At 32.8% G+C, this 12,038-nt stretch carries 13 protein-coding genes; 5 read left to right on the top strand and 8 right to left on the bottom strand.

Annotated features, from left to right (window positions below):
* The 4 genes from ACIQ2J_RS14590 to ACIQ2J_RS14575 all read right to left on the bottom strand — a co-directional run.
* Positions 1 to 1,544, bottom strand: a 1,544-nt coding sequence (locus tag ACIQ2J_RS14590) for a DUF4301 family protein (RefSeq protein WP_396171183.1), incomplete at its 3' end; no start/stop codon positions are given.
* Positions 1,508 to 2,125, bottom strand: coding sequence for a nicotinamide riboside transporter PnuC (pnuC, locus tag ACIQ2J_RS14585; RefSeq protein WP_396171181.1), 618 nt, complete (start codon positions 2,123 to 2,125; stop codon positions 1,508 to 1,510). The genes ACIQ2J_RS14590 and pnuC, both read right to left, overlap by 37 nt.
* 68 nt (positions 2,126 to 2,193) lie before the next feature.
* Complete coding sequence (locus ACIQ2J_RS14580; protein ID WP_396171179.1) at positions 2,194 to 2,907, bottom strand: geranylgeranylglyceryl/heptaprenylglyceryl phosphate synthase; 714 nt, start codon at positions 2,905 to 2,907, stop codon at positions 2,194 to 2,196.
* Positions 2,907 to 3,536 carry a 4'-phosphopantetheinyl transferase family protein gene (locus ACIQ2J_RS14575; RefSeq protein ID WP_396171177.1) on the bottom strand — a complete coding sequence of 210 codons (630 nt, stop codon included), beginning with the start codon at positions 3,534 to 3,536 and terminating at the stop codon, positions 2,907 to 2,909. Before ACIQ2J_RS14575 ends, ACIQ2J_RS14580 begins: the two co-directional genes overlap by 1 nt.
* 125 nt (positions 3,537 to 3,661) lie before the next feature.
* Here ACIQ2J_RS14575 and ahcY point away from each other — a divergent pair, with 125 nt between their 5' ends.
* Positions 3,662 to 4,978 (top strand): adenosylhomocysteinase, encoded by a 1,317-nt coding sequence (ahcY, locus tag ACIQ2J_RS14570; RefSeq protein WP_396171175.1) that lies wholly within the window; start codon positions 3,662 to 3,664, stop codon positions 4,976 to 4,978.
* A gap of 196 nt (positions 4,979 to 5,174) precedes the next feature.
* Here ahcY and ACIQ2J_RS14565 read toward each other — a convergent pair whose 3' ends face one another.
* Both ACIQ2J_RS14565 and ACIQ2J_RS14560 read right to left on the bottom strand, forming a co-directional pair.
* A complete protein-coding gene (locus ACIQ2J_RS14565) occupies positions 5,175 to 5,489 on the bottom strand; it encodes a DUF2752 domain-containing protein (protein WP_396171173.1) in 315 nt (104 codons plus the stop codon).
* Positions 5,490 to 5,498: 9 nt separating this feature from the next.
* The gene (locus ACIQ2J_RS14560; protein WP_396171171.1) at positions 5,499 to 5,873 is read right to left on the bottom strand and encodes a TM2 domain-containing protein; all 375 of its coding nucleotides are present in this window, start codon (positions 5,871 to 5,873) and stop codon (positions 5,499 to 5,501) included.
* A gap of 56 nt (positions 5,874 to 5,929) precedes the next feature.
* On the opposite strand from ACIQ2J_RS14560, the gene ACIQ2J_RS14555 reads away from it, so the two are divergent.
* Positions 5,930 to 6,808: a hypothetical protein gene (locus ACIQ2J_RS14555; RefSeq protein WP_396171169.1), complete on the top strand. Its 879-nt coding sequence runs from the start codon at positions 5,930 to 5,932 to the stop codon at positions 6,806 to 6,808.
* Positions 6,809 to 6,884: 76 nt separating this feature from the next.
* On the opposite strand, the gene ACIQ2J_RS14550 is transcribed toward ACIQ2J_RS14555, so the two are convergent.
* The gene (locus ACIQ2J_RS14550; RefSeq protein ID WP_396171167.1) at positions 6,885 to 8,378 is read right to left on the bottom strand and encodes a hypothetical protein; all 1,494 of its coding nucleotides are present in this window, start codon (positions 8,376 to 8,378) and stop codon (positions 6,885 to 6,887) included.
* A gap of 63 nt (positions 8,379 to 8,441) precedes the next feature.
* Between ACIQ2J_RS14550 and ACIQ2J_RS14545 the strand changes: the two genes are divergently transcribed.
* Complete coding sequence (locus tag ACIQ2J_RS14545; protein WP_396171165.1) at positions 8,442 to 9,203, top strand: hypothetical protein; 762 nt, start codon at positions 8,442 to 8,444, stop codon at positions 9,201 to 9,203.
* A gap of 54 nt (positions 9,204 to 9,257) precedes the next feature.
* Here the strand turns inward: ACIQ2J_RS14545 and ACIQ2J_RS14540 are convergent, their stop codons facing one another.
* Positions 9,258 to 11,162, bottom strand: a complete 1,905-nt coding sequence (locus ACIQ2J_RS14540) for a S9 family peptidase (protein WP_396171163.1) — start codon at positions 11,160 to 11,162, stop codon at positions 9,258 to 9,260.
* A 336-nt stretch (positions 11,163 to 11,498) separates the two neighbouring features.
* On the opposite strand from ACIQ2J_RS14540, the gene ACIQ2J_RS14535 reads away from it, so the two are divergent.
* Positions 11,499 to 11,717 carry a hypothetical protein gene (locus ACIQ2J_RS14535; protein WP_396171161.1) on the top strand — a complete coding sequence of 73 codons (219 nt, stop codon included), beginning with the start codon at positions 11,499 to 11,501 and terminating at the stop codon, positions 11,715 to 11,717.
* A gap of 53 nt (positions 11,718 to 11,770) precedes the next feature.
* Positions 11,771 to 12,038: PfkB family carbohydrate kinase (locus tag ACIQ2J_RS14530; RefSeq protein WP_396171159.1), on the top strand; the 268-nt coding region annotated here is incomplete at its 3' end.

Here is a 12,038-nt window from a genome sequence, read left to right as displayed (position 1 = left end):
TGTAAATAATTAAAAACCTCCTCTTGAATCTGGATTAAAATTCCGGCCAATGCTTTTTTATACAACGCGACTACTTCAACCTGATTTTGAATAACATTATCAATATTCTTGATAAAAACAATATCGGCATGAAGGTTATTTAAATTTTCAATCAAAGCGCCATGACCTCCTGGACGAAAAACCAATTGGTTATTTTCATCCCGAAACGGATTCCCTTCTAAATCCAATGCAATAACATCGGTAGCTTTATCTTGATAGGAATATTTTACACAAATAGAACTATTATTTTGAGTTTCAAATTTACTTTTTATCTCGTTTACAATAGTTTCAAAATTGCTTTGGTGCTCTTCCGAAACCGTAAAATGCAAATTGGATTTATCGTTAGAAGTAGCATAGGAAACACATTCGTTAAGATGCTCTTCAATTGCTGTAGCAATATAATTATCGTATTTGTGAAACGGTAAAACCCCTTTAGGCTTATTTGCAAAATCAAAATATTTTGGAGACAACATTGCTTTAATAAAGGCGTAATCTTTAGCGTCTTTACTAGCAGTGTCAAAATCGGAAACAAGCGTTTTAGCAGTTTCTAATACGGCATCATAAAATGCAAACATCTCTTTAGCAACTAGAAAAATATATAGATTTTTATCTTTTTTTCTATTTATATAAGCGTTTATAGTTTCTTTATTGGGTTTGTAATCATTAAAAAACTCATTCAGAAACTTAAACATTCTAGTTGCTGCTCCCGAAGCAGGTACAAATTTTTTAAGCTTTAAGTTTTTCTTTTTTTCATCAAAATAATTAGCATGGTAAATTGCTTCTTCATTAGTAATTGACATTATGCCATCATTAATTACCGCTGGTCGATCTAAGTTGATTTTAGGCAAGCCATTTCGTACTATCTGAAATTGATATTCCAGGGTATCTAAATTGCTTTTTCTATGGTAAATATCCATAAAATCGGTAGAAGTAAAGCCTAAACTTTTAGCTTTTTGCAAGTCATTTATTATCTGGATTGCTTTTTCCAACCGTTCTTTTTTGTTACCAGATAATTTTATGTAAGGTTGGTTGTTTTCTTTTAAAGCTAGTTCAAAAGTAGCTAAAGTATCCTGACGATTTTCTGGTTTGTCTCGTAAATCGTCTTTCTCCCAAGGGAAATCGACATCGGTTAAAAAAACTAAATCGTAATTGTGGTTTTGCGCTGCAGTTGCAATAATAGGATCACAAAAACCATAATACATTTCCGAAAAAACTTTGGTTACTAACAGATTTGTATCGCAAAACAAATACTGATTTGCATTTGCAAGTGCCTCATTTTCTTCTTTAATTTGACCAATGGCAATGGGCAATAAATCTTCGGGTTGGCAAATTTGCTGGGTTGCATCCCATTTTTTTTGAAGGTAGTCTCGCGCAAATTCGGGAACCCAAAGGGTTTTAAATTCAGCTGCAAGCTGTTGTGCCAAAGTAGTTTTTCCTGTAGACTCGGGGCCATAGAAAGCAATTTTAACTACTTCGGTAGGCTGTTGTTTAAGATTTTCTTCCATTCTATGTAGGCTAAAATAGCTAAAATTGTAAAAATTAAATATTGAAACGATAACATTCCTAGTCCTCTATAGGCAAATAACGGCACCGCTATTATATCACCAATAATCCACAAGGTCCAGTTTTCTATTTTTTTCAACGCCATGTACCACATGCCCGTAAAAAATATTCCGGAGGTAAAAATATCAATATAATTAGGTATTGCAAGGGGATAATGGAAAAATTTATAAACCAAATAGGTAATTCCCATAGTTAGAAAGAATAAGCCTACTCCAATTTGTTTTTCTCGAGTAGTTGTTCTAGTAATTGCTAATTCGGGTTGCTTTGTTTTGGAAGACCACTTGTACCACCCATAAATACTCATTATAGAATAGTAGAAATTCATAGTCATGTCGCCAAAATAGCTAGCTTGGAATAATAAATAGACCGTAATCACGGTAGAAATTAACCCAGTTGGGTACACCCAAATGTTTTCTTTTTTGGCGCAAAAAACACTTACTATGCCAAAGACAAATGCCAAAAACTCCAAAATAATTTGAAGCATGGAAGCGGTTTTATATTGTGAAAGGAAGAAATCGATCAAGAGGGTTCTGGGTTTTGGGTTCTGGGTTTTAGGTTCTGGGTTTTAGGTTTGGGGTTCTGGGTTTGGGGTTAATCAAAAAAATTACTGTCGTTTTCAAATGCGGTGCCAATTACTACCATATCTGCTCCAGCATCAAAAGCACCTTTAATTTCATTTTTAGAACGAATGCCACCACCAACAATAACGGGGATTTTTATATTTTGGGAAACTAAGGTAATCATTTCTGTTGGAACGGCTAATTTTGCGCCACTTCCCGCTTCGAGATACATTAATTTATTGCCAATATATTCGCCAGCTTGCGCCGTTTGCAAAACATAATTGGCATTAGTTCTATCTAATGGTTTGGTTTTACTTACCCGTTCTACTGCGGTTTCACTTCCGCTTTCAATTAAAATATAACCGGTAGAAATGACTTCTAAAGTGGTTTTTTTTAAGATGGGCACGGCATTCACTTGGTGTTCCATTAAATAATCGGGGTTTCGGCCAGAAAGTAAGGTTAGAAATAAAATACCATCCGCTTTATCCGAAATTTGAGAGGGGTTTCCTGGGAAAAGTAAAATAGGTAACTCAATTTTCGACTTTAATTCTATTATTAATTCATCCAAGTGATTGCCATCAAACGAACTTCCGCCAACTAAAATATGGGTAGCTGGCGAAGTGTTAATTTTTTGAATTAAAACAGAAACGTATTCCATAGCCACTTTATCGGGATCGATAAGAATGGCTAAAAGTTTCTGGTTTGCTAATTTAGCAGAGACTATTTGGTTGTAAATATGTACCATTATTGTTTTTCAAAAGCGCAAACAAAGATATAATCTTCTGCCGAATCAAATAGAATATCAAAGTTTTCTTCTTTATTTTCGTACTTTAATGTTGCCGTTGCTTTTTTATCTTCCAAAGAGAAGTCTTCCTCAAAAATATGATTTCGAAAGCTAATACCTTCTATGTTTTTAATCTTAAAAATGCTTTCTTTTATCCCCCATATAACGGTGGCTTTTATCCTTTTTTCGGTTTCGGATAGATTTTCTAAATGGGAAACATCCATAAAACGAGAAGCAATTTTGAGTATTTTCTCCTTAACTTGTTCTATATCCAAACCAATACTTTGGTTACTAATTGCAATTGCTGAAAAGGTGTGGGAATGCGAAATAGAGATGTGTTTACCATCGGTTAAATGGGGTTTACCGAAAGTGTCATAATACAAGTCAAAATCAGTATAACCAATATGTTGCAAGAGCATTCTAGCAGCTAGAAATCCTTTTTGATGGCTTTCCGATTTCATAGAATCTACTCTATTTTGGGAGTTAGTGTTGAGCTTAACGGCATGCTTTAGATACTCTATATCCTCGGTGATTTTCCACAGATAGAGTTTCGCGTTATCTTTTAGTATAATCTCTTTATATAATGGCATTTAGTATTTTATTGTTTTACAGAGGCTTAAGAACTTAAACATTTCACAAATTTGAAAATAAATTATTAAATTCAAAACCTATGTTGTAATTTTGCACCCAAATTAAAAACAAATATACATAATAGATGAGTACACAAACATTACCTTATGTAGCTTTTAAAGTGAAAGATATTTCGCTTGCAGCTTGGGGAAGAAAAGAAATTGAATTGGCCGAAGCAGAAATGCCAGGTTTAATGGCTTTAAGAGCTGAATACAAAAACGAACAACCTCTCGCAGGTGCTCGTATTGCAGGATGCTTACACATGACTATTCAAACTGCGGTTTTAATTGAAACTTTAATTGCTCTTGGTGCAGAAGTTACTTGGTCTTCTTGTAATATTTTCTCCACACAAGATCAAGCTGCTGCTGCTATTGCTGCTGCGGGAATTCAAGTTTATGCTTGGAAAGGTTTGAACGAACCTGATTTTGACTGGTGTATTGAGCAAACTTTATTCTTTGGTGAAGACAGAAAACCATTGAATATGATTTTGGATGATGGTGGTGATTTAACCAATATGGTTATTGACCGTTACCCACACTTAGTTGCTGGAATTAAAGGTTTATCAGAAGAAACTACAACAGGAGTTCATAGATTGTACGAAAGAGTAAAAGCGGGAACGTTACCAATGCCTGCAATTAATGTTAATGACTCGGTTACTAAATCGAAATTTGACAATAAATACGGTTGTAAAGAATCTGCTGTAGATGCTGTTCGTAGAGCTACCGATTTAATGTTGGCTGGAAAAAGAGTAATCGTTTGTGGATATGGTGATGTTGGAAAAGGAACTGCTGCTTCTTTTAGAGGTGCAGGTTCTATTGTAACAGTAACTGAAATTGATCCAATTTGTGCACTTCAAGCTGCAATGGACGGATTTGAAGTTAAAAAATTAGATACGGTTATTGGTACTGCAGATATTATCATTACTACTACTGGAAATAAAGACATCGTTTTGGGTTCTCATTTTGAAAAAATGAAAGACAAAACGGTTGTTTGCAACATCGGTCACTTTGATAACGAAATTGACATGGCATGGTTGAATGGTAATTTTGGTCATACTAAAAATGAAGTAAAACCTCAAGTAGATATTTACAATGTAAATGGAAATGATATCATTATCTTGGCGGAAGGTCGTTTAGTAAACTTAGGTTGTGCTACAGGTCACCCAAGTTTTGTAATGAGTAATTCCTTTACTAACCAAACTTTAGCTCAAATTGAGTTATGGAAAAACAGTGCAGCTTACAACAACGACGTTTATATGTTACCTAAACATTTAGATGAAAAAGTTGCTATGTTACACTTAGCTAAACTAGGAGTTGAATTGGAAACTTTACGTGTAGACCAAGCCGATTATATTGGTGTACCAGTGGAAGGTCCTTTCAAACCAGAATACTACAGATACTAGAAAAATACGAGGGGTGAAATACGAGGTACGAATTTAAAAGTACAAAGATTAATCACACGAAGTATTAAATACCGAAACCCTTACTGCAAAGTAGGGTTTCTTTATTTATATAAAAAGCCATAAAAAGATTAGTAATAAAAAGAAACAACCCCCAAAACCATTAAGTTTTGGGGGTTGTTTTAAATTATTCTTTAATTTATGTAAGCTTTCCTAAAAGCCCAGGGAGTTTTTTTCCTCTTATTTCATAAAATGCTTTTAACCATAAGGGAAAAAGCAATGGCACTACTACAAAGGATAGTTTATTAAATTCCCAAGCTTTTTGAAATTCAAAATGAATAAAGTGCATTGTAGCTCTTGTCAAGCCACAAGCATAGCATTCCATTCCGGCTAACATTTTGGAAAGACAAATTGAATCTCCTTTATCAAAATAATCTGAAGGTAACAGTATTAAAACAAATGGTGTTACCATTGTAATAATGATTCTGGAGTAAAAGACAATTTTTCTTAACATTTAATAGAATTAAAGTGTTTTAGAGTAGCTTCCGTCTTTTGGCTGCAAATCACCTGTTATAATACGGATAAGGTCAATAATTGCCCAAATACCACAACCACCTGCAGTTAATAATTGAACAATACCTTGCCAAGTGTATCCTAAATAGAAACGGTGAATTCCAATCCCTCCAACAAGTAAAACTAAAATAAGTGCAATAACTTGGCTTTTGTCTCCAGCTGCTGCTGCAGGTGAAGTCAAATCATCCTTGCTTTTTTCTACTTTAGTAGTAGTGTTAGAAATGGTAGTTCCAGGCGCTGTTCTTTGAACAGGGAAAGAAGCATACGTTGCGAAAACAGATAAAAAAAGAATCGCAACAATCGAAAGTAAAAATTTTAATTTCATAATAATTTTTTGGTTTTATGATTTATATTTGCCAAATATATAAAAAAAAGATTAACATGAAAAATTTGACATTTATTTTATTTTTATTTTTTTTTAGTGCTTATTCGCAAGAAAAATACGAATATTTTGGAGCTATTAAACTAAACGGAAATGATAAGACAGTAATAACCTACAGATTAATGTTTGTTGAAGAAAAAGGTAAACTAACAGGATATTCTATTACAGATATTGGTGGGCCACACGAAACCAAAAATTCTATTTCCGGTAAATACAATTCTAAAACCAAAGAAATAAGTTTTAGAGAAGAGTCAATATTGTATACCAAATCCCCTATAACCCAAAATATGTTTTGCTTTATTAATTATAATGGCAAAATTAAATTGGTGAACGACAATAGTAAATTAACAGGAGACTTTAAAGGGTTATATAAAAACAAGGAGAAATGTATCGATGGCACTTTAACTTTAATTGGATCCAATAAATTATATTCTCTTTTGAATAAAATTAACAACAAACTTCAAAAATCCAAAAAAGTGGAAGAAAAAGTAAAAGTAAAAGTAAATCCAATCACTATTTTGGACAGTTTGAAAATTAATAATTTAAATAAAGGACAAAACTTAAATGTTTTTACCAAATTCAAAACTATTGCCATAGTAGTTTGGGATTCTAAAAGGGAAGACGGAGACATTATCAATTTGTATAAAAACAATGAATTAATTTTAAAAGATTATGTTTTAATTAATAAAAAGAAACGAATTGAAGTTACTGTTGACGAAGGAAATAATGTCTTTAGAGTAGAAGCTGTAAACCAAGGAGAAGCAGAGCTCAACACGGCTTCTATTCAATTGATTGATGAAGAAAGAACTTTTGATTTAGTTTCTAATTTAAAGAAAGGCGAAAGTGCTTCCATTACCATAATAAAAGAAACCGAATAATTTCTTGCAAATTTTATAAAAACAATACCCCCGATATTTCAAGAATATCGGGGGTATTTATTGGTTTGAGAAAATACTATTTGGAGATTTTCAATACCCCAATTTGATCGTCTGCATTTAAAATGATTTCGTTTTTAGTAGCAACCATACTAGTTAAAATACGAGGACGGATTTTACTTTCTTTATACGAATAAATCACCTCTTTTTTCATTTCGCCACTTGGAGCAACAGTCATTAAAAACAAAGCGTTTTTAGAACTAGAAGAGAACATAGATTTAGTACTTCTTTTTGTTTCTTTATCGTTTTCTGCTTCTGCATTTTTCTCTAAATCTTCATAAACAATGTAAACCTTATCATTGTAATAAGTAGATATGATAGATGGATTACCAGCATTCATTTGGTATTTAGGCATTTTAGAGACCGATTCTACTTCCGATTTGCTATTGATGTTTATCACAGCAACATCACAGAAATAATAATAATACGAAGTGCTTGTTCCATATTGGCTACTTCTAGTTACCACTACCAATTTGTATTGTTCTGCAACTACAATAGAACCACCATCTTTTCTTTGAAAGATATTCCTTACTTTATATGGAACGTAATCTTCTGCTTTTTTTGGTTTTTCAGGATAAAGACCTTCTAATTCATATTTCTTAGAAGATTTTAAAGTTAGTGTAGAACAATCAATATTAGCAGAAAACATTTCGTCTGAAATTAAAGTTTTCTTTCCTTTTCCGAAGAAACCACTGTTTAATATTTTTAAGAATCCGGTACAAACCATAGTGTTGTTTTCTCCAGGAATAACATCAATAGATTCAATTTCTTTTTCAGGATAATCAAAGTCAAATTCTTTGGCCTTATCTTCTTTATTGAAAACAATTAGTTTAAAATAAAAATCACTTTGCCCTTTTACTTTTTCGTTTTTTTCTTTATATACTTTAGCTAAAACATAAACGTTTCCTAGATTGTCCACGTTAATACTTTCGGTAGTGAATTTAGAAGATTTAATAGGTAACTGTGCAGCTTTATCTAAAATTACCTCCGTAAAAGTAGAATTATACACTTTAAAATTCAAAGTACTAGGATCTTTTTTTCTGCCTTTTAATTCGTTATAAACTACCACCTTTGTAGAATCGGGTGAAATATTACGCAAGCCAAAGTTTAACGCATCTTCATCTGCTTCGTCAAGAATTAATGTTTTATCACTTGTTTTTAAATTCATATCGGTAAAGGCACCAATTAAAAGATTTTTATCCGCTTTTCTATCGTTTTCTTTTATAAAATGAACAATTTGATTTTTTATAAAATAAGCTCCAGAGTAAGCATATCGTTTGGCATCAATGTTAAATGTAATCTCTTTTTCAGCTTTAAAATTTAGGTCTTTATCGTACTCTCTACCTATCAAATGGTCGTCACTATCTTGATGTACGGTGTAGTATCTTCCACCTTTTCCACCAAGGATGGAGACGTTTCCTTTAGTTTTAATTTTTTCGGCCCATCTAAGGTCCACATTTTGAGCGCTTAAGCTAATGGTAGCAAGCAGTAAAATAATTTTTAAATATTTCATGTTTTTGTTAATTTTTTGTAAAATTAATTTATTTTTGCAAAAAAACAATTAAAAACCCCAAACATGAGAAAAAACTTACTCTTAATTTCTGCGCTATTCTGTTCTATTCTTAACTTTGCACAAGTTAAACCTACTGCGCCAACTAAAGAAGCTCCTTCAAGAATTAAAGTTTATACTCCTGGAGGTATAAATAGTTCTTCTGATAAAAGCTCTAAAGATAATTCATACAAATGGGCAGTAAAAACGGATATTTTCGCCATTCTAACAGGAGAATTTCCATTAATTGGAGAATACCGTTTCGCACCAAAATTTAGTGTGGAAGCTTCTGCAGGTGTAACATATGCTTATTTGCCGAATGAATTTTTATCAAGTAGCGATTCTTCAGATGGGATTTTTTCTGATTCTGGAAATACTAAAGCTGCTATGGGTACTGCTTTTAGAGGGACTATAAAATTTTATCCATCTTCGGATTACGATGCAATTGAAGGTTGGAATTTTGGAATTCAAGTATTTTCCAAAACAACCAATAGAGAATATGATTTGCCATTAGGTGATAACGGATCTACATTAATTAATGGCACCAAAGATGTTAAATCTAAAACAGGTTTGTCTTTAATTATTGGGAAACAAATTTTTGAAGATTCTAACGTAACTTTTGAAAGCTTTATTGGAGTTGGATTTGCTAGTGTTAAAAGAGAATCCAGTAAAATTGAAACTACCTATGACAGTATTAATAACACATATACAAATACTAAATCAACCTTTTCTTTAACAGAAACTAAACCAAATGTTCAATTTGGTTTAAGAATAGGTTTTGGTAACTAATTAAAATACTGAACAAATTAAAAGCCCGATTTTCTATTGAAAATCGGGCTTTTTTTATAATGTTTCCTTCAACCATTTGTAAAACTCACTTTGCCAAACCATAGCATTTTGTGGTTTTAGCACCCAGTGGTTTTCTTCAGGAAAGTAAACCAATTTACTTTTAATGCCTCGCAACTGCGCTGCTTGAAATGCTTCCTGTCCTTGCCCAATTGGCACTCTATAATCGATACCTCCTTGAAAAATCAAGATTGGCGTATTCCATTTGTCTACATAATTAATTGGGTTGAAAGTAGTGTAGCTTTTTTGAGCAACTTTATTATCTTTTTCCCAATACGCTCCACCAAAATCCCAGTTGTTAAAGAAAACCTCTTCGGTAGTTCCAAACATACTTTGGGTATTGAAAACCCCATCGTGAGCGATAAACGTTTTGAAACGGTTGTTGTGAATTCCGGCTAAATAAAACACCGAATACCCACCATAACTCGCACCAACGCAACCCAAACGACTTTTGTCTACATAACTTTCTTTAGATACGTCATCAATTGCAGAAAGGTAATCGTCCATTACTTGACCACCCCAATCTTTTGAGATTTGTTCGTTCCACTCTTGTCCGTGACCGTACATTCCACGACGGTTTGGCGCCACCACAATATATCCTTGGGAAGCCATTAAAGAGAAATTCCAACGGAACGAATAAAACTGTGTCAACGGACTTTGCGGTCCACCTTGGCAATATAATAGTGTTGGGTATTTTTTGGCAGCATCAAAATTTGGAGGTAAAATTACCCAGACCAACATCTTTTTACCATCAGTAGTAGTAACATATCTTCTTTCGTATTTTGGTAATGAAAGAGTTGCATAGGTTGCAGTATTCACGCTAGTCAATTGCGTCCAAGTATTTTTCTTTAAATTACAAGAGTAAATTTCCAATGCATGGTTCATGTCGTTTCTAGATAAAATTGCAGTATCGGCAGTAATATCTACAATATCATGAACATCAAAATCTCCCGAAGTTACTTGCTTTACGGTGATTGCCATTTTAGTCATCCCAGGAAAATTAACTTCAAATAATTGTTGCGTTCCATCTACTGGAGATAAAAAATATACTTTCTTTCCGTCTTTACTCCATTTAAAACTTTCTACAGTTCCATCATAAGTAGCAGTAAGATTTTGGTAGAATTTATCATTCACTCGAACAATAATATCGTTTTTATCGGCTTCATACCCATCGCGTTTCATTTGCAACCAAGTCAAATTCCCAGTTGGTGAAAATGCAGGATTGGTGTCGTAACCCAAATTGCTTTCGGTTAAATTTCTGGTGGTTTTAGTTTCTAAATTGTATTCGTACAAATTTGTATTCGTAGAAATTGCATAGGCCGTTCCTTCTTTTTTCTTACAAACATAAATAATGCTTTTGCTGTCTGGTGACCAAATATAATCTTCATCGCCACCAAAAGGTTTTTGTGGCGCATCATAATTTTCGCCTTTCATAATGTCTATTGCTGTAGCGCCTTCTTTAGTGTCAGCATAAAAAACGTGGTTGTGAGTACCGTTATTCCAAGTATCCCAATGGCGGTAATCCAAGCCATTGTAAATTTGAACCTCCGATTTTTCTAAATTTGGATAATAATCTTTCCCTAAAACTTTTTCGGTTTTTACTTCTTGCGTAGAAACAATAAATTTTCCATCTGCTGAAACGTTTTTGTCGGTAAGTAAATCTTTAGTGTCTTTAACTTCAGATGCAGAACCCCCTGAAATAGGCATAGTGTAAAATTTAGAACTCGATTTGTTCTCTTGCACAGAAGGAAAGGTTACTTTATACACCACCAATTTTCCGTCTTTAGAAATTCCCAAAGGAGTTACCCTTCCTAACTTCCAAAGAAGTTCTGGCGACAAAACTTGTTGCGCCGATGCTGCTATGCTCATAGTACTTAGGATAATAAAAAATAATTTTTTCATTGTATTTAATGATTTTTAATAAGAGGTTAAAAGTAGGAAATTATATTCAAAAAAAGCCATACGGTTAAGTAAGGCTTTAAAATTATTGTTTGATAAAACATGTTTTGAAGTTGTGCCATATACATTTCAAATTGCAACTTGCACCAACTTGCACTAAATCTCTGTTGCTATTTTGTATAATTTTGTGCTTAATTTTAAATTATTTGCTTTTCGTATTAGGTAAATAAATAATTAAAATTTAAAAATATTTTTTTTTGGGAAGAAAATCGATATTAATCGTTTTATTAAAAATGATTACAAAATATTTCGCCTTACAATATTAATGCACCTTTTGAAATGAACATCATCATATTAATGCAATTGCACGATCTAATAAAAATTGGTCAAACGGGCACTCCAAAACAATTAGCAGAGAAACTTGAAATTTCTCCGCGGAGTCTTCATTATTATATTATTTTTATGAAAACCAAAATGAATGTGGTAGTTTTATACGATAAAAAAAAGGAAACGTATTATTATGGCGCGCCATGTAATTTGTGCTTTATTAATGTATAATTCTTTAAAACTGCAATATTTTTATTATCCCTTTCGATTTGTATCTTTGTTGCATGAGCAAATCTATTTTATGTATTGGTGCTACTTTGGTAGATGAATTGTATTTCTCTAAAAACACCATTATCCCTAATTCTTCCAATCCTGCCCAAAAATCTACGAGTATTGGCGGCGTAATTAGTAATATTGCCCAACATCTTGCTTTATTGGGTTTGCATCCAAATTTAATTACTGTTTTAGGAAAAGATAGCGAGGCTATTTCCATTGCCGAACAATTTAAAAAATTAGGAATCTCCTTTTCGGAATCTAATTTTGATGCACCTT

Origin of the sequence: Flavobacterium sp., from assembly GCF_044357305.1 — a bacterium.
Taxonomy (GTDB): Bacteria; Bacteroidota; Bacteroidia; order Flavobacteriales; family Flavobacteriaceae; genus Flavobacterium.
This window is presented reverse-complemented; position numbering and strand designations above follow the sequence as displayed.

What these genes read in the sequence shown, in the direction of transcription:
- ACIQ2J_RS14580 (WP_396171179.1), bottom strand. Translation starts at nt 2,907, where the DNA reads ATGGTACATATTTACAACCAAATAGTCTCTGCTAAATTAGCAAACCAG.
- ACIQ2J_RS14575 (WP_396171177.1), bottom strand. Translation starts at nt 3,536, where the DNA reads ATGCCATTATATAAAGAGATTATACTAAAAGATAACGCGAAACTCTAT.
- ahcY (WP_396171175.1), top strand. Translation starts at nt 3,662, where the DNA reads ATGAGTACACAAACATTACCTTATGTAGCTTTTAAAGTGAAAGATATT.
- ACIQ2J_RS14565 (WP_396171173.1), bottom strand. Translation starts at nt 5,489, where the DNA reads ATGTTAAGAAAAATTGTCTTTTACTCCAGAATCATTATTACAATGGTA.
- ACIQ2J_RS14560 (WP_396171171.1), bottom strand. Translation starts at nt 5,873, where the DNA reads ATGAAATTAAAATTTTTACTTTCGATTGTTGCGATTCTTTTTTTATCT.
- ACIQ2J_RS14555 (WP_396171169.1), top strand. Translation starts at nt 5,930, where the DNA reads ATGAAAAATTTGACATTTATTTTATTTTTATTTTTTTTTAGTGCTTAT.
- ACIQ2J_RS14550 (WP_396171167.1), bottom strand. Translation starts at nt 8,378, where the DNA reads ATGAAATATTTAAAAATTATTTTACTGCTTGCTACCATTAGCTTAAGC.
- ACIQ2J_RS14545 (WP_396171165.1), top strand. Translation starts at nt 8,442, where the DNA reads ATGAGAAAAAACTTACTCTTAATTTCTGCGCTATTCTGTTCTATTCTT.
- ACIQ2J_RS14540 (WP_396171163.1), bottom strand. Translation starts at nt 11,162, where the DNA reads ATGAAAAAATTATTTTTTATTATCCTAAGTACTATGAGCATAGCAGCA.
- ACIQ2J_RS14535 (WP_396171161.1), top strand. Translation starts at nt 11,499, where the DNA reads ATGAACATCATCATATTAATGCAATTGCACGATCTAATAAAAATTGGT.